25 protein-coding genes are annotated in these 26,140 nt (G+C 65.6%); 7 read left to right on the top strand and 18 right to left on the bottom strand.

Features of this window, described 5'->3' with window-relative positions; translation table 11 throughout:
- Positions 1–27 precede the first annotated feature (27 nt).
- Positions 28–1,170 carry a DNA topoisomerase IB gene (locus tag AC1ZV1_RS17835; RefSeq protein WP_484292888.1) on the bottom strand — a complete coding sequence of 381 codons (1,143 nt, stop codon included), beginning with the start codon at positions 1,168–1,170 and terminating at the stop codon, positions 28–30.
- A gap of 88 nt (positions 1,171–1,258) precedes the next feature.
- Positions 1,259–2,491 (bottom strand): oxygenase MpaB family protein, encoded by a 1,233-nt coding sequence (locus AC1ZV1_RS17830; RefSeq protein WP_484292887.1) that lies wholly within the window; start codon positions 2,489–2,491, stop codon positions 1,259–1,261.
- A 103-nt stretch (positions 2,492–2,594) separates the two neighbouring features.
- Here AC1ZV1_RS17830 and AC1ZV1_RS17825 point away from each other — a divergent pair, with 103 nt between their 5' ends.
- Entirely contained in the window at positions 2,595–3,203 is a 609-nt protein-coding gene (locus AC1ZV1_RS17825; RefSeq protein WP_484292886.1) for a TetR/AcrR family transcriptional regulator, read from the top strand.
- A 70-nt stretch (positions 3,204–3,273) separates the two neighbouring features.
- On the opposite strand, the gene AC1ZV1_RS17820 is transcribed toward AC1ZV1_RS17825, so the two are convergent.
- Positions 3,274–4,476, bottom strand: coding sequence for an NAD(P)/FAD-dependent oxidoreductase (locus AC1ZV1_RS17820; RefSeq protein ID WP_484292885.1), 1,203 nt, complete (start codon positions 4,474–4,476; stop codon positions 3,274–3,276).
- A gap of 324 nt (positions 4,477–4,800) precedes the next feature.
- Between AC1ZV1_RS17820 and AC1ZV1_RS17815 the strand changes: the two genes are divergently transcribed.
- On the top strand, positions 4,801–5,322 hold the full coding sequence (locus tag AC1ZV1_RS17815) for an RrF2 family transcriptional regulator (RefSeq protein WP_484292884.1): 522 nt from the start codon (positions 4,801–4,803) through the stop codon (positions 5,320–5,322).
- Positions 5,323–5,333: 11 nt separating this feature from the next.
- Here AC1ZV1_RS17815 and AC1ZV1_RS17810 read toward each other — a convergent pair whose 3' ends face one another.
- On the bottom strand, positions 5,334–5,957 hold the full coding sequence (locus AC1ZV1_RS17810) for a cell wall hydrolase (protein ID WP_484292883.1): 624 nt from the start codon (positions 5,955–5,957) through the stop codon (positions 5,334–5,336).
- A gap of 201 nt (positions 5,958–6,158) precedes the next feature.
- Positions 6,159–6,953 (bottom strand): alpha/beta fold hydrolase, encoded by a 795-nt coding sequence (locus AC1ZV1_RS17805; protein ID WP_484292882.1) that lies wholly within the window; start codon positions 6,951–6,953, stop codon positions 6,159–6,161.
- Positions 6,954–7,474: 521 nt separating this feature from the next.
- Between AC1ZV1_RS17805 and AC1ZV1_RS17800 the strand changes: the two genes are divergently transcribed.
- Complete coding sequence (locus AC1ZV1_RS17800) at positions 7,475–8,179, top strand: MgtC/SapB family protein (protein WP_484292881.1); 705 nt, start codon at positions 7,475–7,477, stop codon at positions 8,177–8,179.
- Between the two features lie 2 nt (positions 8,180–8,181).
- Here the strand turns inward: AC1ZV1_RS17800 and AC1ZV1_RS17795 are convergent, their stop codons facing one another.
- The 3 genes from AC1ZV1_RS17795 to AC1ZV1_RS17785 form a co-directional block, all read right to left on the bottom strand.
- Complete coding sequence (locus tag AC1ZV1_RS17795) at positions 8,182–9,267, bottom strand: MBL fold metallo-hydrolase (RefSeq protein ID WP_484292880.1); 1,086 nt, start codon at positions 9,265–9,267, stop codon at positions 8,182–8,184.
- Positions 9,268–9,379: 112 nt separating this feature from the next.
- On the bottom strand, positions 9,380–10,477 hold the full coding sequence (locus AC1ZV1_RS17790) for a polyamine ABC transporter substrate-binding protein (RefSeq protein ID WP_484292879.1): 1,098 nt from the start codon (positions 10,475–10,477) through the stop codon (positions 9,380–9,382).
- A 92-nt stretch (positions 10,478–10,569) separates the two neighbouring features.
- Positions 10,570–11,385, bottom strand: a complete 816-nt coding sequence (locus AC1ZV1_RS17785) for a carbon-nitrogen hydrolase family protein (RefSeq protein WP_484292878.1) — start codon at positions 11,383–11,385, stop codon at positions 10,570–10,572.
- A 128-nt stretch (positions 11,386–11,513) separates the two neighbouring features.
- Here AC1ZV1_RS17785 and AC1ZV1_RS17780 point away from each other — a divergent pair, with 128 nt between their 5' ends.
- A complete protein-coding gene (locus tag AC1ZV1_RS17780) occupies positions 11,514–12,305 on the top strand; it encodes a LuxR C-terminal-related transcriptional regulator (protein ID WP_484292877.1) in 792 nt (263 codons plus the stop codon).
- A gap of 1 nt (position 12,306) precedes the next feature.
- Here AC1ZV1_RS17780 and ampC read toward each other — a convergent pair whose 3' ends face one another.
- Positions 12,307–13,449: a class C beta-lactamase gene (ampC, locus tag AC1ZV1_RS17775; RefSeq protein WP_484292876.1), complete on the bottom strand. Its 1,143-nt coding sequence runs from the start codon at positions 13,447–13,449 to the stop codon at positions 12,307–12,309.
- 92 nt (positions 13,450–13,541) lie between these two features.
- Positions 13,542–13,982 (bottom strand): hypothetical protein, encoded by a 441-nt coding sequence (locus AC1ZV1_RS17770; protein ID WP_484292875.1) that lies wholly within the window; start codon positions 13,980–13,982, stop codon positions 13,542–13,544.
- A 206-nt stretch (positions 13,983–14,188) separates the two neighbouring features.
- Between AC1ZV1_RS17770 and AC1ZV1_RS17765 the strand changes: the two genes are divergently transcribed.
- On the top strand, positions 14,189–15,235 hold the full coding sequence (locus AC1ZV1_RS17765) for an RNA methyltransferase (protein ID WP_484292874.1): 1,047 nt from the start codon (positions 14,189–14,191) through the stop codon (positions 15,233–15,235).
- A 170-nt stretch (positions 15,236–15,405) separates the two neighbouring features.
- Entirely contained in the window at positions 15,406–16,206 is an 801-nt protein-coding gene (locus AC1ZV1_RS17760; RefSeq protein ID WP_484292873.1) for a helix-turn-helix domain-containing protein, read from the top strand.
- A gap of 135 nt (positions 16,207–16,341) precedes the next feature.
- Here the strand turns inward: AC1ZV1_RS17760 and AC1ZV1_RS17755 are convergent, their stop codons facing one another.
- The 4 genes from AC1ZV1_RS17755 to AC1ZV1_RS17740 form a co-directional block, all read right to left on the bottom strand.
- Positions 16,342–17,637, bottom strand: coding sequence for an NAD(P)/FAD-dependent oxidoreductase (locus AC1ZV1_RS17755; protein WP_484292872.1), 1,296 nt, complete (start codon positions 17,635–17,637; stop codon positions 16,342–16,344).
- Positions 17,638–17,651: 14 nt separating this feature from the next.
- Positions 17,652–18,737, bottom strand: coding sequence for a polyamine ABC transporter substrate-binding protein (locus AC1ZV1_RS17750; protein ID WP_484292871.1), 1,086 nt, complete (start codon positions 18,735–18,737; stop codon positions 17,652–17,654).
- Between the two features lie 40 nt (positions 18,738–18,777).
- A complete protein-coding gene (locus tag AC1ZV1_RS17745; RefSeq protein ID WP_484292870.1) occupies positions 18,778–20,136 on the bottom strand; it encodes a glutamine synthetase family protein in 1,359 nt (452 codons plus the stop codon).
- Between the two features lie 208 nt (positions 20,137–20,344).
- On the bottom strand, positions 20,345–21,439 hold the full coding sequence (locus tag AC1ZV1_RS17740; RefSeq protein ID WP_484292869.1) for a polyamine ABC transporter substrate-binding protein: 1,095 nt from the start codon (positions 21,437–21,439) through the stop codon (positions 20,345–20,347).
- 226 nt (positions 21,440–21,665) lie between these two features.
- Here AC1ZV1_RS17740 and AC1ZV1_RS17735 point away from each other — a divergent pair, with 226 nt between their 5' ends.
- Positions 21,666–22,439: a helix-turn-helix domain-containing protein gene (locus tag AC1ZV1_RS17735; RefSeq protein ID WP_484292868.1), complete on the top strand. Its 774-nt coding sequence runs from the start codon at positions 21,666–21,668 to the stop codon at positions 22,437–22,439.
- Between the two features lie 22 nt (positions 22,440–22,461).
- Here AC1ZV1_RS17735 and AC1ZV1_RS17730 read toward each other — a convergent pair whose 3' ends face one another.
- The 4 genes from AC1ZV1_RS17730 to AC1ZV1_RS17715 all read right to left on the bottom strand — a co-directional run bounded on the left by AC1ZV1_RS17730 (position 22,462) and on the right by AC1ZV1_RS17715 (position 26,011).
- On the bottom strand, positions 22,462–23,748 hold the full coding sequence (locus AC1ZV1_RS17730; RefSeq protein ID WP_484292867.1) for an NAD(P)/FAD-dependent oxidoreductase: 1,287 nt from the start codon (positions 23,746–23,748) through the stop codon (positions 22,462–22,464).
- On the bottom strand, positions 23,745–24,488 hold the full coding sequence (locus tag AC1ZV1_RS17725; RefSeq protein WP_484292866.1) for an amino acid ABC transporter ATP-binding protein: 744 nt from the start codon (positions 24,486–24,488) through the stop codon (positions 23,745–23,747). The genes AC1ZV1_RS17730 and AC1ZV1_RS17725 overlap by 4 nt, the downstream gene beginning before the upstream one ends.
- On the bottom strand, positions 24,485–25,141 hold the full coding sequence (locus tag AC1ZV1_RS17720; protein ID WP_081516969.1) for an amino acid ABC transporter permease: 657 nt from the start codon (positions 25,139–25,141) through the stop codon (positions 24,485–24,487). The genes AC1ZV1_RS17725 and AC1ZV1_RS17720 overlap by 4 nt, the downstream gene beginning before the upstream one ends.
- Before the next feature lie 111 nt (positions 25,142–25,252).
- Positions 25,253–26,011, bottom strand: a complete 759-nt coding sequence (locus AC1ZV1_RS17715; RefSeq protein ID WP_484292865.1) for an ABC transporter substrate-binding protein — start codon at positions 26,009–26,011, stop codon at positions 25,253–25,255.
- Between the last annotated feature and the right edge of the window lie 129 nt (positions 26,012–26,140).

The raw sequence follows: 26,140 nt of genomic DNA, 5'->3' as shown, positions 1-26,140 counted from the left end.
TGCGAGAGCCGGAGGTTCGGGGGCAGATCAGTCTGACATCCCTGTATGAAAGCTTTCCAGTTTGGCCGTATCGGACGATTCTCGCACTGGTGGCCTAGAGCTATTGCGTTCCAGCTGGCCGCCAGGACCGGCAGCGCGATGTCCGCTCGCCGTCTGGTCGGTGGTGAGGAACGCCAGCAGGGTGGCTTCCTCGGCGCTGAGGTGTTGTCGCTTGCGCGCCTTGCGCAGGCCTGCCAGTTCGCCGGCGACAAAGGCCTCGATTACCCGTGGATGCACGTAGCATTTTCGGCAGATCGCCGGGGTATTGCCCAACTCGTCGGCGACCCGCTGGATGATCTCCTTGAGTTGGCGGTTGGCATTCTTCTCGTCTTGCCAGCGCGTCTTGCGGCAGTGCTCCAGAGCCAGGGTGGTACCGGCCCAGGTGCGATAGTCCTTGGCGGTGAACTCCGCGCCGGCGTGTTCGCGCAGGTAGGCGTTGATGTCGCGGGAGTCGATCATATGGCGCTGTTGCTGTTCATCCAGGTATTGGAATAGCTGTTGGCCGGGCAGTTCCAGGCAGCGCCGGAGGATGCGCGCCAGGCGCGGGTGCTCGATATCCACGCTGTGCCGTACGCCGCTCTTGCCGCGAAAGGCGAAACGGATGCGCGTGCCCTGTACCTCGACATGGCGGTTGTTCAGCGTGGTGAGGCCGAAGGAGCGGTTCTCCTTGCGGTAGCGCTGGTTGCCGATACGGATCAGCGTGCGATCGAGCAACGCGACCACAGTCGCCATGACCTTTTCCGCACCGAGTCCAGGCAGTGCCAGGTCCTGCGCGATATGTCGACGCAGGGCTGGCAGGCATTCGCCGAAGCGCAGCAGCCGTTCGTACTTGGCGCCGTCACGCACTTCGGTCCAGCGCGGGTGATAGCGATACTGCTTGCGCCCACGCCCGTCCCGCCCGGTGGCCTGCAGGTGGCCCAGGGGATCGAGGCAGATCCATACATCGATGTACGCCGGCGGGATGGCGAGTTGGTTGATGCGTTCGATCTCCGCCTCCACCCGAATGCGCTCGCCGCCCGGATCGAAGTAGGCGAAACGCCCGCGCAGCCGGCGTCGGCTGATACCTGGCAGGCTGTCGTCGACGTAATGCAGGTCCGGTGGTAGCTCCAGCAGTTCTTGCGGTGTGCCCATGGCGGTTCCTCGAAGCCTCTCCCGTATATCGAGCGTGAGAGGGCGCTGCGAGTGCCGTTTTTTTCATCCGGAAGCGACGTCGGGCATTTCAGGGCTGGGTGTCATCGGCGCTCAGCGGGGGCGGGGAGATCAGCTGCGGATCGGCGCCACCGAACAAGGTCCGCAGGTAGTCCTCCTGGCATCGCAGGCCATGACGCACCAGCCAGTTGCGCCCGCCGGGCAGGGCGCGCAGCACGCAGTGGAAGACGAATCGCGGTGGCGCCGTCAGCAACGGGTACCAGGGCAGGCTGCCGCCGGGCAGGCCGAGCGCACGGCGGCCATCGGCGTCGATGAAGGTGCCGGCGATGCTCAGGTGAATAGCGCGGTTCAGGCGTCCGCGCAGCCAGGCGAAGTTGGCGTAGTGGCGCTGCAGGGGTTCGTCCACCAGTGCGGAGCCGAGGATGCGGCTGCTGTCGTCCGCCGGCGCCTGTGACAGCAGGTTGTGGTAGAGCGCGCGGATCGCGTCGTTCTCGCTGCTGCATAGCCAGCGCTCCTCGACGCCCATCAGCCAGGCGATGTAGCGCCAGAGGTGGATGATGGCGTCGCGGTCGCGGCGGCTCAGGGCGACACCCAGCATGCGCTGGCCGATCAGGAAGATCACGGAGAAGGCCAGGTAGGTCGCGTGCATGTCGCCCTGGTTGACCGGCAGGCCGTCGTGGGCAAAGTCCCAGTTCTCGAGGCGCGATACACGCCGCCGCACCAGCCCATGCACCAGCCGTACGTGCAGCGTGCTGCGATAGCCCGCCGCGCCGCGCGCCATGCCGCCGGGACGGGTGCAGTCGATCCACCATTTGGTGGTTTCCGCGATGCGCCGCTGCGGGCCTTTCTCCAGGGCGCCGGTCAGCACCAGGGTGCGGTTGATCCCGGAGGCCTGGTAGCCGGCCAGCAGGCCGAGATCACGCAGCACGCGCATACCGGTCAGCCCGGACAGCCCGCAGGCACGGGCACCTTCCTGGAGCCGCAGTGGGTCGACCCAGGCGGGCAGCGCGTCGACCTGGGCAAAGAACGTCCTCAGAGCCTGCGGTGCGTCGGAAATCGCGGCGATGCCCTGGTTCAACGCCTGTTCGTACAGCCGCATGCCGTTGCCGAGGCCGACTTCGAACATCCACTCCACCAGCGCATCCATGGGCGCGTCGCCCACCGTGAGGGACTCTCCGATGGCCTGCCAGGTTGCGGCATCCGGCTCGCTCGGGCCCTTGAGGAAGCGTTTGACCGGCGCAGCGGTGCGGCGGGCGCGCTGCAGGTCAGCGCCGTGTCGGGTAGGCAGGGCGGTTGCGCTCATCGATTCATACCTTGGTTTGGTTGCCGGGTGGATGCCTCGAATTACGCTATTGCGAGTATTTGCTCGCATTCAACTCGTATCCGGCTCGCACCAGGAGAGAAACATGAGGAAGCAACCCCAGCAGCAGCGCGCCAACGAAATGGTGGCCGTGCTGGTCGAGGCCGCGGCGCTGGAAATCGGCGAGCATGGCCTGGACGGCCTGACCACCAATCATGTCGCGCGGCGCGCCGGCGTGAGCGTTGGCTCGCTGTACCAGTACTTCGCCAACAAGGAAATGATCGTCGAGGCCCTGCTGATGCAGCGCGCCGGCACGCTGATGAAGGTAGTGCATGAACGCGTCACGCCGCTCCTGGGCGTGGACATCGGCAGCGTGACCCGTGCGGTGCTGGAGGGCATCTTCGAGCAGGTGGAAGGCGATGCGGCGCAACGCGAACTGCTGCGGCACTGGCACCGGCTGAACGCCGCGCCGGTGTTCCAGAGCCTCGAGCGGCAGATGATGGAGGTGTGCCGGCAGTACCTGATGCGCCACTTCGACGACTACCGCATCGACAACCTGCCGGCCGTGCTTTTCGTAGTGATCAACTCCTTGCAGTACACCACTGCGCGCTACCTGAGCGAGGCGCAGCCGCTGCTGGGGCGCGAGGAAGTGATCGATACCCTGGCGCGGATGGTCGAATCCCTCTGCCTGCCGCGCGACAAGCGCTACCTGTAGGGTAAATCGTGTGAATCAGGCATGAAAAAGCCCCGGAAGGCTCGTGCCAACCGGGGCTTCGTACAGCGCATCAGGCCACGACCGGAATCATCGGGTCGGCAGCCGCCAGTGCAGTGGCGCGATCAGCGGCGGGCGGGTAGATCCACACGGTGTTGATCTCGGTCTTGATCTTCTTGCCTTCTTCACGCTGGAAGCGCACCTGGCGGTCCCAGCCCTCGGTGAACAGCGCGCCCCAGGCACCCAGGTCCAGGCAGGTCACGTACTTGGGCTGGCTGTACGGGATCGGCGCCACGCCCAGCAGGTCGGCGGCGGCGTTGTTGCCGGCCGAGCGGCCGAGAGCGATGGCATGCTGGCAGGTCATCAGCGCGTGGTTGCCGACATCGTCGGTGGCGGCGTAAGCCGTGTCGCCGGTAGCGAACACCGCGTCCTGGCCGATCACCTGAAGGTTGCGGTCCACGTGGAGGCGGCCCTGGCGGTCACGCTCGGCGGACACCTGCTCGGTCAGCGCGCTGGCGCGTACGCCGGCGGTCCAGATCACTGTCTTCGCGTCGATGCGCTCGCCGCTGGACAGGGTCACGCCGTTCTCGTCGATGGATTCCACCGAAGACTTCAGGCGCCATTCCAGGCCCAGTTCGGTGGAGGCTTCGGCTACCACGGACTGTGAGGTGACGCCCAGGGCGCCGCCGATTTCGCTGCCGCGATCGACCACGATGACCCGCACCTTGGCGTCCGCGCCGAGCACTTCACGCAGGCGCGCCGGCATTTCAGCGGCGGTCTCGATGCCGGTGAAGCCGCCCCCGGCGACGACTACGGTATTGCGTGCTGCGGACTCCGGCAGTTGGTGCAGCGCGCGGATGTGCGTTTCAAGGCGCACGGCCTGGTCAATCTCGTCCACATCGAAGGCGTGCTCGATACCCGGCAGGCTGGGGCGGGCGACCTTGCTGCCGCTGGCGAGGATCAGGCGATCGAATCCCAGGGTGGCGATCTCACCGCTGGCGTCGCGGTAGTCCAGTTGGCGGCCATCGACGTCGATCTGCTCGGCGGTGCCCTGGATGAACGTCACGCCCACGGCGCCGAACAGGTCGCCCAGTGGTGCGGCCATCTGGTGCACGTTCGGTTCGTAGAAGCGCGGGCGGATGCGCAGTTCGGCCTGGGGGGCGAGGACGGCGACTTCGATGTCGCCGCGCTGGTGCAGGTCGAGCAGGCGCGTGGCGCTCAGGGCGCTCCACATACCCGCGAAGCCGCTGCCGACGATCAGGATGCGTTGTTTCATGGTGCTCTCCGACGAAAAGGATGAATCCAGGTTGTTGGGTTCCCGAGTGCCTGATATCGGAGCGGTTCGCTTCCCGGCTCGCCTCGGATAACTACGACTATATTTGTCGTAGTTATCCGGTGCAACCGATTTTTACCGCAAACTCCGACCGTTCGTCACGGCCACGCCTGGGGAGGCGGCGCTGCTTCTGTTTATGCGGGAAGCGCTGAAAAGCGCAGCGATGGCCGTGCCGCGGGTGACGGCTCGTCAGAATGCATGCTTAAGTGCTTGCTGGATGCGCGATTCGGTATGAGAATAGTGCGACTTATTTAGTCGGAGTTTGTGATGGCTTTGTACAGTGCGGGGGTGGAGTACGGCATTCACTGCCTGCTCTTTTTGACAGACGAGAAGGGCGACAGCCGTGACTCCAGCGTGCGTGCGCTGGCGGAGCTGCAGGGTGTGCCCCAGGAGCTGCTCGCCAAGGTCTTCACCAAGTTGGCCAAGGCTGGGCTGGTGGCGGCGACAGAAGGTGTGCGCGGCGGTTTCCGACTGGCGCGGCCGGCAGACGAAATCACCGTGCTGGATATCGTCAAGGCCATCGATGGCGACAAGCAGATCTTCGAGTGCCGTGACATCCGCGGCCGCTGTGCCGTGTTCGACGGTTCCCCGCCGGAGTGGGCGACCTGCGGCACCTGCTCGATCCACGCGGTCATGCTCACCGCGCAGAAGCGCATGGAAGAAGCGCTGGCCCAGCACACCGTGCTCGACCTCGCGCGCCGCGTCGGGCGCAAGGCGCCGCCGGAATTCGGTGAGGCCCTGGTGCGCTGGATGGACGGCCAGCGCGACGGCTCCAGCGCTGTCAGCTGACCTGAAGTGTCCTAGCGGGCATCACCGCCGCGCGGCTTGTAGAAGACGAACTCGTCGGTCTCGGCCGTGCGGATGTACTCCTTCGCCCAAGCCGGTGAGGCGTGGCGATCATGGAAGTACATGGCGCCGCGCGTGCGGTCGCTCAACTGCTGGTTCAGCGCGCGGCGGGCGATTTCCTTGGCGATATCGTAGCGATTCTTCTCTTCCACCTGGTCGGGACGGCCGTCGCACCACCAGGAGAACTGGCAGTGCTTCTGCGCCTGGCCCTGCTTGACCACGCCGCACACGGTGTCGGGGAAGCCGCCGTGCCCCATGCGGTTGAGCACAACATTGGCCACTGCCTCCATGTCCGCCTTGCCGCCACCCTTGGCTTCCCAGTAGAGGGTCCGGGACAGGCAGACGATGGCGTCGTCCAGCGGTGCCTTGCCGGCCGGGTCCAGTGCCTTGACCTCTGATTGTGTGATGGGCGCCGGGCTGGCCGTCGCCATCGCCGGGTGGGCGACCTGCTGCTCCAGCACTTCGGCCTTGGTCACCGCGGCCTGGGCTTTCTCGTCGGTGGTGGTGCCGATGGAGGCGGCGATGGAAGAGGGCGCCCACAGGGTGAACAGCAACAAAGGAAGAAGAAGGCGGCACATGAGCGAACCTACCTGCGCAGCGAAAGCAGTCCGGTCGTTGCGCGAGCCCTGCGAATCCGCTGCGCAACGACGCCCTTCAGGCCGCCTCGCTCCGTACGGAAAGGCAAGGCGACTGCGCCTGGTCGTAGTGACTGCGCCGCGCGACACCAGATTCAACTTTTCAGCCGGACGGTAGTTGCTGCAGCCGGCGGCTGGCGGGGATCAGGGCACGTACCGCTGAAGAAATTCGCCCACCGCCTGCAGCACCGCCGCCTGTTGCTCGCGGTGCGGAACGTGGCCGCAATCGGGCAGTAGCCTGAGCATCGTCGGTACGCCGGGAACCGAGGTGAAACGCTCCGGGTGCGCGGCCGAGCCGTATTCGTCCTGCTCGCCGTGCAGGCTGAGGATCGGGCACCTGATCTGCGCCAGTTCGGCGTCCAGGTTCCAGTCGCTGAAGTCGTCGGACAGCCAGGTATCGACCCAGGCGCGCAGCACCCAGAATGCCTTGTCGCCGTGGTACTTCTGCAGGCGCTCCAGCTGGCCTTCGCGGGCAAATTCCAGGTCGGCGGCGCGAATACCGTCGCGGGTCTGGTGCTCGACAAACGCCTGTGCGGACTCGGTGATCAGTGCCGCGCAGGCTTGCGGATGTTGTGCCACACAGGCCACGGCCATGGCGCCGCCGACGCTGTGGCCGAACAGCACGCAGCGCTGGAAATCGAAGTGCTGTTGCAGTAAGGGGAAGGTGGTGCGCGCTTCGTCGTCGATGAAGTCCAGGGGCAGGGCGCCGGGGTAGCGCTCGGAGCGGCCGAAACCGAGGCGGTCGTAGGCGATCACCTGGCGGCTGGTGAAGCGCGCGAGCTGCTCCGGGAAATCGCGCCACAAGGTCACGCAGCCCAGCGAGTCATGCAGCAGCAGAAGCGGCTCGCCGAGGGTTTCGGCGGGCGTCCAGTCCCGGGCGAACAACCGGCCTTTCTCGCTGCTGATCCAGTGCTCCCGGGTGGTGACGGGCAACGGCATGACACTCTCCTGTACTGACGTGCGGTGGGTTCGTTCATAGTATTCCGGCCAGGTGCCCGAGGCGATGTTCAGACGGGCGAATGCAGAGTTCGATCGGGCCAGGAGGGTGTGTGAAACAAGTGGCGGTGCTGGCCTACGAAGGCTGCTGGGCGATGGCGCAGCCTGACGACCGATAAGAAATCCTTAAGGCTGCCGCGCGATGATGACGACTCGCGGCCGGTAGCTGTCCCGGGCAGTGCTCACACCGGGTCCGGCCGTATTTTTTGAATTTGAAGAGGAGTCCTGCCTTGGACACTTGCCCTGGTCGATTGCGACAGGTCTGAACAGCGAGCCGTCCGGCAGAACCCTGCCACTGTCTCGCTGCGTTGCGGACAGTGGCGATACGCATCCCACCACGGGATGACGTTTCACCATTCCCCTGCGGGGCCATCCGGCCCTTCGCCCTCTCGCAATCCACACCCGAATGCGCGCCGGCATCGCCCGGCGCATGGAGCGGCCGTGCGCCGCAAACGAGGTGGAACATGGATTGGAAAATCTTCCTGCTGCGGGTCGCCGCCGCTCTCATCCTGGGCGCCCTGATCGGCGCCGAACGCCAACTGCGCCAGCGCCTCACCGGCCTGCGTACCAACGCACTGGTCAGCACTGGTGCCTGTCTCTTCGTGCTGATGACCCAGGCCATGCCGGGGCTTTCTGCGGATGCCCCGCGTATCGCCGCTTATGTGGTGTCCGGGATCGGCTTCCTGGGCGGTGGGGTGATCATGCGTGATGGCTTGAACGTGCGCGGCCTGAACACCGCCGCCACGCTCTGGTGCACCGCCGCCATCGGCGTGCTGTGCAGCATGGGGTTGCTGCTGGAAGCTGCGCTCGGCAGCGTGGTGGTGCTCTGCGCCAACATCCTGCTGCGCGATATCGCCCAGCGCATCAACCATCAGGATGTGTTGCCGGCCAACGAAGCCGAACAGCGCTATGGTGTGGCCGTCGTCTGCCGGGCCGAAGACGAAATCCAGGTGCGCAGTCTGATGCTGCACAGCCTGGACAGCAGCGAGCTGCGCCTGCAGTCGTTGCACAGCGAAGACCAGACCAACCCGGCAAAACTGGAAGTGCGTGCCGAACTGCTCGGCGGCCATGGCGCCGTCGGCCAGCTGGAACGCATGGTCAGCCGCATCAGCCTGGAGAAGGGCGTCAGCTCGGTACGCTGGCAGCTGTTCGAGCTGGCCAGCGATTGAGCTCAACCCTCCCGGGCCGTGCGGCAGCCGCAGCGCGGCGCCGGCGCGCGGGCTTCCTCGGCCACCACACCGCGCCACCAGCGCTCGCCCTGGTGCGGCGCTTGGATGTCGATGCGCTCGCCCATCAGCGGGGTGGTAACGGCCAGCCCGCGTTCGCCGGCAATTTCAAGCACGCGCTCGAAAGGCTCGTACCAGGCGTGCATGGCCAGGTCGAAGGTGCCGTTGTGGATCGGCAGCAGCCAGCGGCCGTTGAGGTCCTGGTGCGCCTGGACGGTCTGCTGCGGATGCATGTGCACGTAGGGCCAGTGTTCGTTGTAGGCGCCGGTTTCCATCAGTGTCAGGTCGAAGTGACCGAAGCGCCGGCCGATCTCGGCGAATCCGTCGAAGTAGCCGGTGTCGCCACTGAAGAAGAGGCGCAGGCGGTCGTCCTCGATCACCCACGAGCACCACAAGGTGCGATTGCCGTCGCGCACGCCGCGGCCGGAGAAGTGCTGCGCCGGGGTGGCGGTCAGGCAAAGGCCGTCCACCGTGGTGCTCTGCCACCAGTCCAACTGGCGGATCTTCTCTGCCGGCACGCCCCAATCCAGTAGACGGTCGCCCACGCCCAGCGGGGTGAGGAAGACCTGTGCGCGGTCGGCCAGCACGGCGATGGTGGCGCGGTCGAGGTGGTCATAGTGATCGTGGGAGAGGATCACGCCGCGGATCGGCGGCAGGTCACGAAGAGCAATCGGCGGCGCGTGGAAGCGCTTGGGCCCGGCGAAGCTGAAAGGCGAGGCGCGCTCGGAGAACACCGGGTCAGTCAACCACCAGCCGCCGCGCAACTTGATCAGCAGGGTGGAATGGCCGAGGCGGTAGAGGCTGCGGTCGGGTGCCTGCTCCAGTTCGTCGCGGCTCAGCGTGCGCACCGGCACCGGGGCGCGCGGCACGGTGTTCTTCGGCTTGTTGAACAACACATCCCAGAGCACCTTCGCGCTGGGTTCGGGCATATCAGCCGGGCGCGGCGTGAGGTTGCGGAAACGGCCGCCGTGCGATTGCGGAGAGTGGTCGTAGTCGCCGACGGGCGCGCGTTGCAGTGGGAGACGGGGCAAGGCACTGATCCTCTGGTGGCGGAATGCGTCAGATGAGCACGCTACAGGTTCCGCCGCCAGGGATCATTACCGGCGTCTTGATAACGGATATTGCTGGCGATGATGGCTCGGCTCAGGTCCCGGTCTTCACCTTGCTCCAGACGCGGGTGCGGATGCGCTCGGTCTTCAACGGCAGTGGTTCGACCGGGAACAGCGTGGCCATGACTTCCTTGGACGGATAGGCGCCCGGGTTGTCGCGCAGTTTCTTGTCCACCAGCGCCGTGGCGTCGCGGTTGGCGTTGGGATAGCCGACGTAGTCGGAGCTTTTCGCGACCACCTCCGGACGCAGCATGTAGTTGATGAACGCCAGGCCTTGCGCGGGGTGCGGCGCGTCCTTGAGCAGGACGAAGTTCTCCACCCAGACCGGTGCGCCTTCACGGGGGATGGTGTAGGCGATTCGTCGACCATTGCCGGCGCGTTCGGCGGTCAGGCGCGCATCGAACACGCCGCCTTCCCAGCCGACCACCGCGCAGGTGTTGCCATTGGCCAGGTCGGTGATGAATTTCGAAGAGTCGAAGTAGCGCACGTAGGGACGGATCTTCAGCAGCAGCGCTTCGGCCTTGCGGTAATCATCGGGGTTCTGGCTGTTGCTGGGCAGGCCCAGGTAGTGCAGGGCGATGGGGATGATCTCTCCGGGCGCGTCGAGCATGGCCACGCCGCACTGACTGAGCTTGGCGATGTTCTCTTCCTTGAAGATCAGGTCCCAGGAGTTCACTGGCGGGTTGTCGCCGAACAGTTGGTGGAGCTTGTCGACGTCGTAGCCGATACCGGTGGTGCCCCACATATAGGGAGCACCGTAGCGGTTGCCGGGGTCGTTGCGTTGCAGGGTGGCGAGCACTTCCGGATCCAGGTGCGACCAGTTCGGCAGCTTCGAGCGATCCTGCTCCTGCAGCACGCCCGCCTTGATCAGGTTCGGCAGCACATCACCGCTGATGACTACCACGTCATAGCCGGTGCGTCCGGCCATCAACTTGCTCTGCATCACCTCGGCGTTGTCGAACACATCCAGCACCGGGTTGATCCCGGTTTCCTGCTGGAAGGCCTTGGGAGTCTCTGGGGCGATGAAGTCGTACCAGTTGTACAGGTGCACGGTGGGCGATTCGTCGGCCAAGGCCGTACCGAACAGACTGCTCAGGGCCAGCATCGGTGCGAGGAGGAACGGGGCTTTCATGGGGCGCTCCTGGCCAGCGTGCGCAAGACGCGCTGGCGATTTTCGTTGTGATTGTTATGGGCAGGTTGCAACCGGAAAGAGCCGCTGGCGGCTCAGGGAATCAGCAGTTCGCGCCGGCCATCGGCGTGCTCGATGCGTTGACCGGGCAGCTGGAAGCGTTTCTCGCGCTGGTAGTCGTAAAGTGCCCGGGCGGCAGCGATCTGGCTGAAGTCCAGTTTCACGCTGTGCCGGCATTCCTGGCGTCCGGCCTCGAACAGGGTGTGGCCGAACGGGTCGACAGCGGCGCTGCCGCCCGCGAAGACCAGGTCGTCGCTACCGTCGCCGACGCGGTTCACCACCACGGCGAAGAACTGGTTCTCCTGGGCGCGGGCAGCGATGGAGGTGCGGTGCACATGGCCGTAAGGCTCCATGTTGCCGTCGGTGACCAGCAGCAGCTCGGTGCCCAGCTCTGCTACTGCGCGGGCGGTCTCGGGAAATTCGGTGTCGTAGCAGATCAGCAGGCCCATGCGCACGCCGCGCCATTGGATGCTCACATAGCGATCGCCGGGCTCGACCAGGCCGGGTTCGCCCACCCACAGATGGGTCTTGCGGTAGCTCGCCTGGACGCCTTCGGGGGCAATGAAGAGCGTGGTGTTGTAGAAACGCCCATCGTCGTTCTCGATCAACCCGACCACCACGGCGACTTCGCAGTCGCGGGCGGCCTGCTGGATCGCACGCACGCTCGGGCCATCCAGGGGCTCGGCGTTGCTGGCGATGTTGTCGGCTTCGAGGAAACCGGTGATCTGTGCCTCGTGGAAGACCACCAGGTCGGTATCGGGCGCGCAGGTGGCGATGGCCTGGAGGATGCGCTGCAGGTTGTGCCCGGTGTCGCCGTCACGCGCTGCGAGCTGTACCAGTTCGAGTTTCATGGCTGGACCTTGTTGTTGTTCGTAAGAGCCCGCGCGGGGCAGTGACAAGCTCCCGGAGGCAATGCAAGTATGCGTTTCGCCTAGCAATTTCCTATCACGCCGAATAGTTAACCCCAGGGGGTACGAGCATGAACCTGAGCCTTGCGGACATGGCCTGGCACCGCGCGATAGGGCAGTTGATCGAGGCACTGGACCAGCCCGGTTTCTGGTGTTCGCTGGTGCGTGTGCTGGGCGACTACGTGCCGGTGGATTCCTGGGTGGCCGTGATGTTCAGCGATGGCCGGCCCTATTCCTTTGCCGAAAGCCCCTACGAGGGCGAGTCTCCCGATCCGCTGTTCCATGACTACATCCAGGGCCTGTACCTGCTCGATCCGTTCTATATCGCCAACCGCGAGAAGCCGGCGAGCGGGCTGTTCCGCCTGGCGGAGGTGGCGCCCGAGCGCTTCACCCAGACGGAGTATTACCGGCTCTATTTCAACCAGAACGTGAAGGAAGACGAGGTGCACTACAACGTGCAGCTCGACGCGGCACGCACGCTCTGCCTGTCGCTCGGCAGCTTGAGCCGATTCACCCCCGAACACCTGGCGCTGCTTGAGCTGGCACGCCCCTGGGTGGCCGGCCTGATGCGTCAGCGGCTGTTCTTCGAAGGCGCCGTGGTCGAGCCGCCGGCGCCCCAGGCGCGCCGCTGGCAGGGCGACCTGGAACAGGCCATGGCGCGCCTCGGCACGCCGCTGACGGCCCGCGAACTCGATGTGATCCGCCTGATGTTGAGCGGCTGCTCCAACAAGGAGGTGGCGAACAAGCTGGATATCTCCGCCGAGACCGTGAAGGTCCACCGCCGGCACATCTACGCCAAGCTCAATATCAAGTCGCAGCCGGAGCTGTTCGCACTCTTCCTCAAGGCCCAGGCGCAGGCCTGAGTCAGTTCAGCTTCGAGAGAATGTCCCAGGCCAGTTTCACCCGCACCTCGTTGGGGTAGTTGCGGTTGGCGAGGATGACGATGCCGCGCTGTTTCGACGGCACGAACGCCACGTAGGCGCCGAATCCCCCGGTGGCGCCGGTCTTGTTCACCCAGACATCCTGCTGCGGCGGCAACGGCTTGCGCAGGGCTGTCACCGGTTGGCTTTGCAGGATCATGCCGCTGCCGTTGTACTGCTGCAGTTCGGCGAGCTTGGGCGGGTAGGCGTATTGCTCCCAGACCAGGTCCTGGGTCATCGGGCCGACCTGGTAATAGCCGGTGCGCGTGGCGTCCACCGCCGCCCGTAGCTTGTCGCCGAGCTTCACCTCGCCCAGCTGCACCTGGACGAAACGCAGCAGGTCGCGACTGCTGGATTTCACCCCGTAGGCCTCGTCGGCGACCTGGTCAGGGTTCACCCGAACCGGGGCGTCGTCCTTGTCGTAACCCTGGGCGTAGATCGCCTGGCGGGTCACCGGCACGTCGATGTGGGTGTTACTCAGGCCCAGCGGGGCAAAGATATTGCGCTGCATCGCGGTCTTGAACGGCACGTCGAGCGCGCGTGCGGTGGCGATGCCGAGCAGGCCGATGCTGGGGTTGGCGTAGCTGCGCTGGGTGTCGGCGGGATACTGCGGCTGCCAGCTCCTGTAGTAGTCGGTGAGCTGCTGGGGCGTCTTCACTTCGTCGGGCAGTTGCAGCGGGAAGCCGCCGGTGACATGGGTGGCGAGCTGGATCAGCGTCACCTTGTCCAGTGCACTGCCGCGCAGCTCCTTCATGTAGAGCGTCGGGCTCTGCTCCAGCCTGAGCTTGCCGACGGCCTGGGCGAAGCCTGCCAGGGTCGCGGTGAAGGTCTTGCTCACCGAGCCGATCTCGAACAGCGTGTCACTGCTCACCGGCTGCCTGCTCTCCTTCGACGCCATGCCGAAGTTGTAGAAGTGCTGCTCACCGCGATCGGTAACGCCGATGGCCAGGCCTGCGATGTTCTGCTCGCGCATGACCTGCTGGGCGAGCTTGTTCACCTTCGCGTCGAAATCCGGTGGTGCGGCCTGGGCGAGGCCGGTGACGAGGAGGGGGAGTAGGGCGAGTAGGTTCGGGGCGGTCCGGTGCATGACGACTTCCTGCAGTGCAATGGGCTGACCCTAGCACCGCGGCCGCATTCGCTCCAGCCGAAGGCGGGGCATTGCGCCCCGCCATGAGCGCATCAACGAATGTTGTTGATGCTGCCCTTGTTGCCGGTGACCTTGACGTCCACCTTCTTGAAGATGAAGTAGTCCTGCACGTTCACTTCGTAGCGCGGTGCGACGATCAGGTCGGACCCGGAGCTCTTCACGGCCTTGTAGGCGGCTGCGGCCTTGACCGAGGAAACCGGGTCGAAGGCGGCCAGGCTCATGCCCGAGCCGCTTTCGGCACCGTAGGTCACGCCGTCGGCGTACTGGCTGTCGCCGCCGAACTTGATGAAGCCGAACAGGATGTTGACCTGGGACTGGCCGCTGATGGGACCGCCAACGGCAACATCAGCTTTCAGGTCAGTCTTGACGGCGCCGGCGATCGGGGCAATCGGCTGGCTGACGTTGTAGCTGGTGCAGCCAGTGGCGAGAGCGGCGAGCGAAACGAGGGCGGCGGCGCTCAGGAACTTTTTCATGCTTACTCCTTGTATGCAAATGCCCCTTTTTGCATTGGATTGGGGGCGGCGGCACTGTAGGTCTCCGATGAACGGTTGCTGAATAAGACGATTCTCAAAGCATGGTGCGCCGGATTATCGCGGCAGGACGTCTACGACGGACATTTCAGCGTGATCGACCGGCAGCGCTACGCGGCGTCGGCGCCGGGTGGTAGGATTCGCGCCCCATGCGAATCGCCGACCTCGACCAACGCCTCGCCGACCTTGGCGCGCTGCCCATGCACCGCGCACGGATGCTGCGTGCCTGGCTGCAGGGTCGGCCGCTGGACGCCGGCACGAAGCGGCAGGCGACCGAGGACTTCCTGCCGCTGAGCGTGCGCAACGGCGTGGCGCAGATCGCCGCCGAACTGGACGCCCTGGCGAGCATCCATTCGCGCCATCCCGGGGGCGACAGCTCCGAGCGTCTGCTGGTGCGTCTGGCCGACGGGCAGATGGTGGAGAGCGTGCTGCTGCCGCGTGGCGGCGTGTGCGTGTCCACGCAGGTGGGGTGCGCCGTGGGGTGTCGCTTCTGCATGACCGGCAAGAGCGGCCTGCTGCGCCAGCTGTCCACCACCGAGATCGTCGCCCAACTGGTGCTGGCACGGCGCGTGCGACCCGTGAAGAAGGTGGTGTTCATGGGCATGGGCGAGCCGGCGCACAACCTCGACAACGTGCTCGACGCCATCGACCGCCTGGGCACCGACGGCGGCATCGGCCACAAGAACCTGGTGTTCTCCACGGTCGGTGACCCGCGCGTCTTCGAGCGCCTGCCGCAGCAGCGGATCAAGCCGGCCCTGGCGCTGTCGCTGCACACCAGCAATGCCGAGCTGCGCGAACACCTGCTGCCACGCGCGCCGAGGCTGACGCCCGAAGAGCTGGTGGAGCAGGGCGAGGCCTATGCGCGCGCCACGGACTACCCGATCCAATACCAGTGGACGCTGCTCAAGGGCGTCAATGACAGCCAGGATGAACTCGACGGCATCCTGCGGCTGCTCAAGGGCAAGTTCGGCGTGCTCAACCTGATTCCCTTCAATGCGCTGGAAGGCGACCAGTACCAGCGCCCGGACGCTGAGCGCATCGTGGAGATCGTCCGTTACCTGCACAGCCGTGGTGTGCTGACCAAGGTGCGCAACAGCGCCGGGCAGGATGTCGATGGCGGCTGTGGCCAGCTGCGCGCGCGGGCGACCGAGCTGATCGCCACGTCCGGTCGGCGGATTTCCCGTCTGAGCGAGTAATTCCCGCGCACCTTGGCTGTTCGAGATCTTGCACGGGTGTCGCGGCGGTTGTTAGCCTTGCCCATCTGAAAAAACCAGCAGGGCTGGGTATGGCGATCCGGGTTGTCGAAGCACAAGAGGTAGATCAGCAGCGAATAGCCATTCCTGGTTGGGAGCAGCAGTACACGCAGATGTCCGCCGGGCGATTCGCCGGGCGCATCCTGCACGCCGAGGTCGAGGGGATCGAGCTCTACGAGGAGCAGATGAACCTGCGTGTGGAGCAGGAATTCCACGCCCCGCCCGGTGCCCTGGTGTTCAGCTTCGACATGTCCGACAACGCCCTCTACCTGCTCGACGGGGAAACCCGCAACGCCTGGGTCACGCCGGAGAACTACCGCGAGGTGGCGGTGGTGATCAAGGAGTCGGCGAACTGGGGTCAGCCGGCCGACGCCTTCGCCGACCTGGTGCTGACACCGCTGCGCTCGGGTCACTGCCAGTCGGTGGCAACCTCCCTGAGCAACCTGCTCACCGGCGCTTCGACGGGCGATGACCCGATGGATGCGCCGGGTGTGGCGCAGAGCATCGTCTCCCACTGTTTCTCGCTGCTGTGCGAAGCGCCGCTGGATGGCGAACGTCGCGCGCGCTCCATCGTCCAGGCCAAGCGCGTGGTGCAGCGGGTCAAGGAGGTGGTGAACGATTGCCCCGACGAGCAGTTCGGCATGGGCGACCTCGCTGCCAAGGCGGGCGTTTCGCCGCGCACGCTGCAGCAGTCGTTCCTGCATTACGCCGGCATCCCGCCTATCGTCTGGCTGCGCAACCGTCGCCTGAACGCCGCGCGCCGCGACCTGCTGGCCGCCGCCGAGTCCGGCATGACCGTGGCCGAGGTCGCGATGAAGTGGTCGTTCTGGCACCTGGGGCGGTTTTCCCAGTCGTATTTCGCGCTGTTCGGCGAGTATCCGAAGACTACGGCGAAGCAGGGCGGTCGGGCCTGATATCGGCGCGCCATCCACGGCGCGGATGTTGTCCGCGGATCGCGGGCGCGGCTTGCTCCTGCAGTTGAGCATCGAGTCGAGCACAACGAAAAAGCCCCCGAAGCGGGGGCTTTTTCTTGACAGCAGTGCCAGCGATCAGCCGATCAACTCGCGTACCCGATACCACGCCATCCCCAGTGCCAGGAGCGGCGAACGCAGCAGCTTGCCACCCGGGAAGGTCAGGTGCGGCACGGCGCTGAACAGGTCCAGCCCCTTGCTCTCGCCCTGGTGGATGGCTTCCGCCAGCAGCTTGGCCGACCAGTGCGTGACGTTCAGCCCGTGGCCGGAATAGCCCTGCGCGAAGTACACGTTCGGGTGGCTCTTGAGCCGTCCGACCTGCGGGAAACGATTGGCGGTGATGCCGATCATGCCGCCCCATTGGTAGTCGAGCTTCACCTGCGCGAGCTGCGGGAACACCTTGAGCACCTTCGGCCGCATGTAGGCGCCGATGTCTTTCGGGTCGCGCCCGGAGTAGTGGCATGCGCCGCCGAACAGCAGGCGGCGGTCGGCCGTCAGGCGGTAGTAGTCCAGCCCCACCTTCTGGTCGCACAGCGCCATGTTCTGCGGGATCAGCTCTGCCGCTAGCTCCGCGGACAGCGGCTCGGTCGCCACCACGTAGCTGCCGGCGGGCAGCACCTTGCCGGTCAGCTTCGGCTCCAGCTCGTCCAGATGCGCGTTGCAGCCGAGCACCAGGTTCTTCGCCAGTACGCGGCCGTGGGCGCAGTGCACGATGGCGGTCGCACCGTGCTCGATGCGCCGCACCGGGCTCTGCTCGAAGATCTGCGCGCCGAAGGCCCTGGCCGCGCGAGCTTCGCCCTTCACCAGGTCGAGCGGGTGCAGGTGGCCCGAGCCCATGTCGATGTGCCCGCCCGCGTAGCAGTCGCTGGCAACGACGTCGCGGATGCGCTCGGGCGGCACCAGGCGGGTTTCGTGGGGATAGCCGGAACGGCTCAGCGACTCCTGCTCCTGGACCATCGCGGCATACTGCGCCGGGGTATTGGCCAGCTCGCAGAAGCCCCAGCGCAGGTCGCACTCGATAGCCAGTTCACGGACGCGCTCGGCGACCAGGGCCACCGAATCGACGCCCGCCTGCTCGAGGTAGCGCACGCCCTCTTCGCCGACGTACTTGGCGAAGCCGCTGACGTCGTGGCCGATGCCTCGGATCAGCTGCCCGCCGTTGCGCCCGCTGGCGCCCCAGCCGATGCGCCGGGCCTCCAGCAGCACCACGGAGTGGCCGCGGCGGGCCAGCTCCAGGGCTGCGTTCACGCCGGTGAAGCCGCCGCCGATCACGCAGACGTCCGCCCGCACGTCCCCGTTCAGGGACGGGTACTGCTGGCGGTCGCGGGCGGTCGCGGCGTAATAGGACGCGGCGTGCTCCTCGGTGTGCTTCATGGGACTTTCTCGCCTCATTGGTTGAACTTGATCTTGCTCCAGCTGCGGGTCATCAGGCGCATGATCTTGGGCGGCGGCGCCTTGGCGATGTACAGCTTGTCGAGCACGGCCTGGCTCGGGTAGACCTCGGGGTTGTTCTGCATCTCCTCGGGCAGCAGTGTCTTGGCGTCAGCGTTGGCGCTGGGGTAGCCGACGTACTCGCTGATGCCGGCGATCACCTTCGGATCGAGGACATAGTTGATGAACGCCAGGGCCTGCTCCGGATGGCTCGCATCCGACGGGATCGCCATCAGGTCGAACCACAGGTTCGCGCCTTCCTTGGGAATGCTGTAGGCGATCTCGATGCCGTTCTTGGCTTCCCTGGCACGGGCGGCGGCCTGGAACACGTCGCCTGAGTAGCCGAAGGCCACGCAGATGTTGCCGTTGGCCAGGTCCGAGATGTACTTGGAGGAGTGGAAGTAGGTGACGTACGGACGCACCGCCACCAGCTTGGCCTCGGCCTTGGGATAGTCCGCCGGGTCGGTGCTGTTGGGGTCCAGGCCCAGGTAGTTGAGCACCGAGGGGATCATCTCGTCGGGCGAGTCCATGAAGGCCACGCCGCACGCCTGGAGCTTCTTGATGTTCTCCGGCTCGAACAGCACCGACCAGGAGTCGATCTTGTCGACGCCCAGCACTTCCTTGACCTTGGCGACGTTGTAGCCGATGCCATTGGTGCCCCACAGGTAGGGCACCGAGTGCTTGTTGCCCGGATCGTTCTGCTCCAGCAGCTTGAGCAGCGTCGGGTCCAGGTGCTTCCAGTTCGGCAGCTTGCTGCGGTCGAGTTCGAGGAACACGCCGGCCTGCACCTGGCGGGTCAGGAAGTGGTTGGACGGCACCACCACGTCATAGCCGGAGCGGCCCGCCAGCAGCTTGCCTTCCAGGGTCTCGTTGGAGTCGAAGACGTCGTAGACCGGTTTGACGCCGGTGGTCTTCTGGAAGCCGGCGAGGGTGTCCGGGGCGATGTAGTCGGTCCAGTTGTAGATGCTGACGGTGGGTGCAGCGTGTGCGGCCGAGGCAATGGCTGCCAGGGCGAAGGGCGCAAGGGTGCGCAGCAGTCTCATGGGGGCTCCCGAATTGTTGTTGTGAAGTCAGTGAGGTGGATCAGACGCTCAGCAGGAGGAACTCGCGCTCCCAGGAGCTGATCACCCGTTTGAAGTTCTCGTGCTCGGTACGCTTGACCGCCACGTAGCCCTGCACGAATTTCTCGCCGAGGAATTCCTTGAGCACGTCGCAGTCTTCCATCTGCTGCAGCGCGTCCTCGATGGTGATCGGCAGGCGCAGGTTGCGGCGCTCGTAGGCGCGGCCCTGGACCGCAGCGCTGGGGTTGATCTGCTCGACCATGCCCAGGTAGCCGCAGAGCAGGCTGGCGGCCAGCGCCAGGTACGGGTTGGCGTCGGCGCCCGGCAGGCGGTTTTCCACGCGCATGGCGATCGGCGGGGCGGCTGGGACGCGCAGGCCCACGGTACGGTTCTCTTCGCCCCACTCGACGTTTACCGGCGCGGAGGTGTCCGGCAGGAAGCGGCGGAAGGAGTTCACGTTGGGCGCGAACATCGGCAGCACTTTCGGGATGTACTTCTGCAGGCCGCCGATGTAGTGCAGGAACAGTTGGCTCATGGAGCCGTCTTCGGCGGCGAAGATGTTCTTGCCGGTGGCGATGTCCAGCACGCTCTGGTGGATATGCATGGCGCTGCCGGGCTCATCGGTGATCGGCTTGGCCATGAAGGTGGCGCTGACGTCATGCTTGAGTGCGGCTTCGCGCATGGTGCGCTTGAACACGATGATCTGGTCGGCCAGGCTCAGCGCGTCGCCGTGACGGAAGTTGATTTCCATCTGCGCCGGGCCGTCCTCGTGGATCAGGGTATCCAGGTCCAGGCCTTGCAGTTCGCACCAGTCGTAGACGTCTTCGAACAGCGGGTCGAATTCGTTGGCAGCATCGATGGAGAAGCTCTGGCGACCGCTTTCCGGGCGGCCCGAGCGGCCGACGGGGGCTTCCAGCGGGAAGTCCGGGTCGCTGCTGCGCTTGGTCAGGTAGAACTCCATCTCCGGCGCCACGACCGGGCTCCAGCCCTTGTCGGCGTAGAGCTTGAGCACGCGCTTGAGCACGTTGCGCGGGGACAGTTCGATGGGGTTGCCAACCTTGTCGAACGTGTCGTGGATGACCATCGCGGTCGGTTCCAGCGCCCACGGCACCAGGAAGATGGCGTCCGGGTCGGGGCGGCAGACCATGTCGATGTCCGCTTCGTCCAGCAGGTCGTAGTAGACGTCGTCATCGACGAAATCGCCGGTGACCGTCTGCAGCAGAACACTTTCGGGGAGTCGCATGCCCCCTTCGCCGAGGAACTTGTTGGTGGGGGAAATCTTGCCGCGGGCGATGCCGGTGAGATCGCTCACCACGCATTCGACTTCGGTGATTTTCAGTTGCTTCAGCCGTTGCTCCAGTTGCTCGGCGGGGGTGGTCATACAAGCCTCGGTTTTTTGGTTTTGTAGTGAATGCACATGCAGCGGGGGTGCTGCCAGGCGAGGCTAGTGTGGGCTGGGGGCAGGCGTGCGTTCTATCCACTTTCCGCAAGGCTTGGGAATCGTGTTGAAAAAGGCGCCCCCTGGAAGGCAGACAGCCCCGGCGCCAATGGCGGCTGGGGCTGCTGGTGCGAAAGGAGGGGCTGGGGAATCAGACCCCGGACTTGATCCGGCTCCAGTCGCGGGTGATCAGGCGCAGGATCGACGGGCTCGGCGGCAGGCTGACGTACATGCCCTTGACCAGTTCGGCGTTGGGGTAGACCGCCGGGTTCTCGCGGACCTTCTGGTCCATCAGCGCCTTGGCCGGCACGTTGGCGTTGGCGTAGTGCAGGTAGTCGCTGGTCCGGGCGATCACGTCCGGGCGCATCAGGTAGTTGATGAAGGCGTGTGCGCCTTCGGGGTTGCGCGCGTCCTTGGGGATGGCCAGGTTGTCGAACCAGATGTTGGTGCCTTCCTTCGGCACGCTGTACTCGACGTCCACCGCGCCGCCGGCTTCCTGCGCGCTCTTCTGCGCCTGCAACACATCGCCGGAGAAACCGATAGCCACACAGACGTTGCCGTTGGCGAGGTCGGCGATGTACTTGGTCGAGCTGAAGTAGGTCACCGAGGGCTTCAGGCTCTCCAGCAGTTTGGTGCCGGCTTCATAGTCCGCGGGGTTGTTGCTGTTCGGGTCCTTGCCCAGGTAGTGCAGCGCGAGCGGCAGGATCTTCGCCGGCGAGTCGAGGAAGGCGACGCCGCAGCCCTTGAGCTTGGCGAGGTTCTCCGGCTTGAACACCAGGTCCCAGGAGTCCAGCGGTGCGTCTGCGCCCAGTGCCGCCTTGATCTTCGCCGGGTTGTAGCCGATGCCGACGGTGCCCCAGAGGTAGGGCACGGCAAAGCGGTTGCCCGGGTCGGACTGTGCCACGCGGGCCAGGAGGGCAGGGTCGAGGTTCTTGCGGTTGGGCAGCAGCGCGTCATCCAGCGGGCGATAGACGCCGGCCTTGAGCTGGCGGGCGAGGAAGTCCGCCGAGGGCACCACCACGTCGAAGCCGGAATGCCCGGTGAGCAGCTTGGCCTCCAGCACTTCGTCGGACTCGAAGGCGTCGAGCACCACCTTGATCCCGGTTTCCTTCTGGAAATCCGCCAGTACGGTCGGCCCGATGTAGTCGGCCCAGTTGGCGAAATGCACCTCTTGCGGCACCGCCAGCACCGGTAGCGCGACACTGGCCAGCAGGCCGGACAGACAACCCAAAGCACGCTTGTTCATCTTCAACTCCTGGGATACGCCGGCTAGCGCGGCGCAAATGCGATCGGCAGGTGGGAAATGGGCTCTTTTCTATTGTTTTCGGCCCTGGCCGAAAACTAGGCGCGGCGCGGCTTTGCGTCGTTCTTCCGTGCACGGGCGGAATCGGCGATGCTGCTGCGGACCCGCGGCACTGTGCAGCGCGCTGCCCGCGCCCTACGCTGTGGGGCTACGCGGCGGAGATACAAGAATGAACGATGAAACCGAGCGCACCCGCGACGTGGTCACGCGCTACCACCAGTGCTGGATGAACCGCGACGTCGATGGCGTGCTGGCAATGTTCCATCCGCAGGTGCAGTACTGCGACTTCTACAACGACCTGGAAATCCCCGCCAGCGAGCTGCCCGGCTATATCCGCACGGCGATGCCACGCAGCCCGCAGCATCACATCGAGCACATCGACCAGATCCGCGCCGATGGCGACACCGCGTTCATCCAGTACCGCTCGCGTCTGACGCTGCGACGCAGCAGCCGGCTGGCCTCGTTCCGCGCCAGCGAGGCGATCACCGTGCGCGACGGGTTGATCTGGCGTGTCCACGAATACGCCACGCCGATGCGCGGACAGCGCGAGGAGGGCGTCAAGGATTCGCGCCGCCTGGGCCTGAACTCCGCCCAGGTGGGGAAGATGCTGCTGGATATCGAATCCTACTTTGGCAGCGCCCAGCCCTATCTCGATCCGGAGATGGACCTGGAGCGCCTGGCGCGGGCCACCGGCTATACGCGCAACCAGATTTCCTACCTGCTCAACCAGGTGCTTGGGCAGAGCTTCTACCGCTACCTGAACCAGGCGCGAATCGGCCATCTGCTGGAGCGTCTTCGGGAAGAGCCGACGGCGCGCATCGACGAGCTGGCGTTCGCGGTGGGCTTCAATTCGCTGTCGGTGTTCTACCGCTGCTTCCGTGAGCACACCGGGCAGCCGCCGCGCGCTTATCTGGCGGCGATGCAGGCGCAGAACCCGGCCTGACGCGGACGTCAGGCCGGTTTGGTCAAAGGACCGCGTCGAGCAGCCGGTACCAGGCGATGCCGACGCCCAGGTACAGGCGTTGCAGTCCGTGGAAGGGAATAGGCCGAACCGGCGTGACCGGGAAGGGAAAATCCCTCTCGCGGTCCAGCAAACGCTCTGCCAGGTGCCGGCCCAGGGTCGAGGCCATGGCGATGCCGCGACCGTTGTAGCCCAGCAGGATGCTGAGGTTCGGCGCCGGTTCGTGCAGGCGCGGCATGAAGTCTGGCGTCAGCGCCACGCGGCCACTCCACTGGTACTCGAACTCGACGTCCGCCAGCTGCGGGAACAGCCCCAGCAGCGAGCGCTTGAGGTGCAGCCAGTCGCTGGGCGAGCTCGGTTCGGCGAACGGGCCGCGACCGCCCAGCAGCAGCCGGCCGCGCGCGTCCTGCTTGAAGTACAGCAGCAGCCGGCGGGCATCCGAGCAGACTTCGCCATTGGGCAGTACGCTGCGCCGCAGCTTGTCCGACAGGGGCTTGGTGGCGACGATGAAGCTGTTGGCGGCGATTACCGTCTGCCGCAGTGTCGGCCAGAGGTCGTCGGTGTAGCCGTTGGTGGCGAGGATCACCCGCTCGGCAGTCACCTGGTGGCCGCTGTCCGTGGTGAGCTGCCAGCCGCTGGCATGCTTGCGCAGGCCGGTCACGCGGTTATGGCCGTGGATGGCGGCGCCTTCGGCCAAGGCAGCGCGGGCCAGGCCGCGCACGTAGCTCAGTGGTTGCACGCTGCCGGCGCGTGGGTCGACCCACGCGCCGAGGTAGTCGTTGCTGCCGATACGCCGGGCGACGCTGCTCTTGTCGAGCATTTCCACCGGCACGCCGCGCTGGCGCCATTGCTCGGCGCGTTTCTCGATGGCGCGCAGGGCGGCGGGCGAGGCAGCGGGCTGGATCCAGCCTTTTCGAGTGGCTTCACAGTCGATGTCGTAGCGACGAATCAGCTCGAAGACGTCATCGGCAGCGCCGCCGGCGACGTCGATCAGACGCTCCGCCTTCTCGCCGCCGAACAGGCGCCGCAGGTCATCGGGATCATGCTTGAGGCCCGGGATCACCTGCCCGCCGTTGCGCCCGGATGCGCCCCAGCCGGGCTCGCCGGCGTCCAGCACGCAGACGCGCACACCATTGCGAGCCAGGTGCAGCGCGGTGACCAGTCCGGTGTAGCCGGCGCCGACGATGGCGACGTCGACCTGCTTGTCTTCAGTCAGCGCCGGTGTGGCCGGGCCGGCGTTCGCGGTGGCGGCCCAGAGCGAGGGCGGCAGTGCCAGCGGACGGGCGTTCATGCCTGGCCCCCGTCGGTATTGAGCAGGCGCCGGAGGAACTCCTGGGTGCGCGGCTGGCGCGGTGCGCCGAGCACGTCCTTAGCGGCGCCTTCCTCGACGATGCGACCGCCGTAGAGGAAGCACACCTTGTCCGCGACCTCGCGGGCAAAGCCCATCTCGTGGGTGACCACGACCATGGTCATGCCTTCGTCGGCGAGCTTGCGCATCACTGCCAGGACTTCGCCTACCAGCTCCGGGTCCAGTGCCGAGGTCGGCTCGTCGAAGAGAATGGCCTTGGGGCGCATCGCCAGCGCCCGGGCAATGGCGACACGCTGTTGCTGGCCGCCGGAAAGTTCGTCCGGGTAGGCGTCCATTCGGTGGCTCAGACCCACCTTTTCGAGCAGGGCGCGGGCGTGTTCGCGGGCTGCGTCCGGGCGCTCCTTCTTCACGTACACCGGGCCTTCCATGACGTTCTGCAGGGCGGTGCGGTGCGGGAACAGGTTGAAGCGCTGGAACACCATCGCCACCTGGGTGCGGATTTCATGGATGGTGTTGGTGTGGCGGTCGACGCGTTCCTGACCAACCAGGATGTCGCCACCCTCATAGGTCTCCAGGCCGTTGATGCAGCGCAGCAGGGTGGACTTTCCCGAGCCGGACGGGCCGATCAGGCATACCACCTGGCCGCTTTCCACCGACAGATCGATGCCTTCGAGGACACGGGTACTGCCGTAGCTTTTGTGCAGCGACTGGATGCGGATCATGCTTTCTTCCTCGTGGCGATGCGCGCTTCGAGGCGGCGCAGGGCATACGACAGTGGCAGGCTCAGGGCCAGGTAGAGCAGGGCGACCAGGGTGTAAACGGTCATGTTCTCGAAGGTCGAGGAGGCGATCAGCTGGCCGGCGCGGGTCATCTCGGCCACGGTAATGGTCGACACCAGCGAGGAGTCCTTGAGCATCATCACCAGGGTGTTGCCGTAGGGCGGCAGGGCGATGCGGAAGGCCTGCGGCAGCACCACCCGGCGCATGATCATCGGGCCGCGCATGCCGAGGGATTCGGCGGCCTCGATCTGTCCCTGCTGGATGGCCTGGATGCCGGCGCGGAAGTTCTCCGCCTGGTACGCCGAGTAGGCAATGCCCAGGCCGATGATGCCGGCCTGCATGGCACTGAGCTGCACGCCGAAGTCCGGCAGCACGAAGTAGATGTAGAACAGCTGGACGATGATCGGCAGGCCGCGGATCACGTTGACCACGGAGATCCCGAACAGCGCCACGGCGCGGACTTTCGACACCATCATCAGGGCGAACGCCAGGCCGATGAGCGAACTGAGCAGGAAGGACGCAATCGTGACCTGCACGGTGACCACTGCGCCACTCAATAGAATGGGCAGGAAGTCCAGAGCATTCTGGAGAAACATAGGGGTGTCCGTGAGCGAGAAATCAGGGGCGGCCGTCCCCCTTCACCGGGCGCGGAGGCACCGGCGAAAGGTACGGGTCAGTCTTGGAGACAGCGTGAAGAAAGGCGGACGTCAGTCCAGGTGCCACTTGCCGATGATCGCGGCGAGGGTGCCGTCGGCCTTGATGCTGGCGATGCCCTGGTTGACCTGGGCGAGCAGTTGCGGGTCGCCCTGGCGCAGGATCAGGCAGACCTCGCCCTTGATCTGCGGCTGGTAGCTGTCCACCAGGCGCACTTTCTTCAGCGTGCCCTTCGCCATCTGGTAGGCGAGAATCGGATGGTCGCCGAAGCCGGCCTTGATGCGGCCCAGGGCCAGGTCGCGGGTGAGGTCGGCGAGGGAGTCGTAGCCGCGCACCTCCTTGAAGATGCCGCGCTGGTTGAGCTTGTCGATGAAGATGGTACCGACCTGGGCGCCAACCACTTCGCCCTTGAAGTCATCCATGCTGGTGTAGGCCTTGTCGTCGTCGGCACGTACCACCAGGCCTTCGCCGTATTCGAACACCGGGTCGGAGTACTGCACCACTTTTTCCCGCTCTGGCGTACGCAGCATGGCGGCGGAGATCAGGTCGATCTTCTTCGCGGTCAGCGAGGGGATCAGCGCGGCGAAAGTGGTCTGGGCGATCTCCACGTCGAAACCACCCGCCTTGGCTACGGCCTGGGCGGAGTCGACCATCATGCCCTGGATGCTGTTGGTCTTGACGTCGAGGAAGGTGAAGGGAACGCCGGTGGCGGTGGCGCCGACTTTCAGCGGTTCGGCCTGGGCGGCCAGGGATGCGGCGCAACTGGCGACGAGTGCGAGGGCGCAGGAAAACACGCGGAGGCGAGGATGCATTGGTGAACTCCCATTTGACGCGGTTTGTTGTCTTTATGCGTTATGGATGGCCTCGAGGTTCGGCAGGAGGCGTTGGTCGCAATATAAATGATTTACAAGAATCGTAAAGAGATTTATAAATATCGCATA

This window comes from Pseudomonas sp. BB438 (genome assembly GCF_057180225.1).
The sequence above is the reverse complement of the archived record's forward strand: the minus strand, read 5'-3'. Positions and strand labels throughout refer to the sequence as shown.

Coding starts and splice junctions, on each gene's coding strand:
- AC1ZV1_RS17835 (WP_484292888.1), bottom strand. CDS start 1,170: ATGGGCACACCGCAAGAACTGCTGGAGCTACCACCGGACCTGCATTAC.
- AC1ZV1_RS17830 (WP_484292887.1), bottom strand. CDS start 2,491: ATGAGCGCAACCGCCCTGCCTACCCGACACGGCGCTGACCTGCAGCGC.
- AC1ZV1_RS17825 (WP_484292886.1), top strand. CDS start 2,595: ATGAGGAAGCAACCCCAGCAGCAGCGCGCCAACGAAATGGTGGCCGTG.
- AC1ZV1_RS17820 (WP_484292885.1), bottom strand. CDS start 4,476: ATGAAACAACGCATCCTGATCGTCGGCAGCGGCTTCGCGGGTATGTGG.
- AC1ZV1_RS17815 (WP_484292884.1), top strand. CDS start 4,801: ATGGCTTTGTACAGTGCGGGGGTGGAGTACGGCATTCACTGCCTGCTC.
- AC1ZV1_RS17810 (WP_484292883.1), bottom strand. CDS start 5,957: ATGTGCCGCCTTCTTCTTCCTTTGTTGCTGTTCACCCTGTGGGCGCCC.
- AC1ZV1_RS17805 (WP_484292882.1), bottom strand. CDS start 6,953: ATGCCGTTGCCCGTCACCACCCGGGAGCACTGGATCAGCAGCGAGAAA.
- AC1ZV1_RS17800 (WP_484292881.1), top strand. CDS start 7,475: ATGGATTGGAAAATCTTCCTGCTGCGGGTCGCCGCCGCTCTCATCCTG.
- AC1ZV1_RS17790 (WP_484292879.1), bottom strand. CDS start 10,477: ATGAAAGCCCCGTTCCTCCTCGCACCGATGCTGGCCCTGAGCAGTCTG.
- AC1ZV1_RS17785 (WP_484292878.1), bottom strand. CDS start 11,385: ATGAAACTCGAACTGGTACAGCTCGCAGCGCGTGACGGCGACACCGGG.
- AC1ZV1_RS17780 (WP_484292877.1), top strand. CDS start 11,514: ATGAACCTGAGCCTTGCGGACATGGCCTGGCACCGCGCGATAGGGCAG.
- ampC (WP_484292876.1), bottom strand. CDS start 13,449: ATGCACCGGACCGCCCCGAACCTACTCGCCCTACTCCCCCTCCTCGTC.
- AC1ZV1_RS17770 (WP_484292875.1), bottom strand. CDS start 13,982: ATGAAAAAGTTCCTGAGCGCCGCCGCCCTCGTTTCGCTCGCCGCTCTC.
- AC1ZV1_RS17765 (WP_484292874.1), top strand. CDS start 14,189: ATGCGAATCGCCGACCTCGACCAACGCCTCGCCGACCTTGGCGCGCTG.
- AC1ZV1_RS17760 (WP_484292873.1), top strand. CDS start 15,406: ATGTCCGCCGGGCGATTCGCCGGGCGCATCCTGCACGCCGAGGTCGAG.
- AC1ZV1_RS17755 (WP_484292872.1), bottom strand. CDS start 17,637: ATGAAGCACACCGAGGAGCACGCCGCGTCCTATTACGCCGCGACCGCC.
- AC1ZV1_RS17750 (WP_484292871.1), bottom strand. CDS start 18,737: ATGAGACTGCTGCGCACCCTTGCGCCCTTCGCCCTGGCAGCCATTGCC.
- AC1ZV1_RS17745 (WP_484292870.1), bottom strand. CDS start 20,136: ATGACCACCCCCGCCGAGCAACTGGAGCAACGGCTGAAGCAACTGAAA.
- AC1ZV1_RS17740 (WP_484292869.1), bottom strand. CDS start 21,439: ATGAACAAGCGTGCTTTGGGTTGTCTGTCCGGCCTGCTGGCCAGTGTC.
- AC1ZV1_RS17735 (WP_484292868.1), top strand. CDS start 21,666: ATGAACGATGAAACCGAGCGCACCCGCGACGTGGTCACGCGCTACCAC.
- AC1ZV1_RS17730 (WP_484292867.1), bottom strand. CDS start 23,748: ATGAACGCCCGTCCGCTGGCACTGCCGCCCTCGCTCTGGGCCGCCACC.
- AC1ZV1_RS17725 (WP_484292866.1), bottom strand. CDS start 24,488: ATGATCCGCATCCAGTCGCTGCACAAAAGCTACGGCAGTACCCGTGTC.
- AC1ZV1_RS17720 (WP_081516969.1), bottom strand. CDS start 25,141: ATGTTTCTCCAGAATGCTCTGGACTTCCTGCCCATTCTATTGAGTGGC.
- AC1ZV1_RS17715 (WP_484292865.1), bottom strand. CDS start 26,011: ATGCATCCTCGCCTCCGCGTGTTTTCCTGCGCCCTCGCACTCGTCGCC.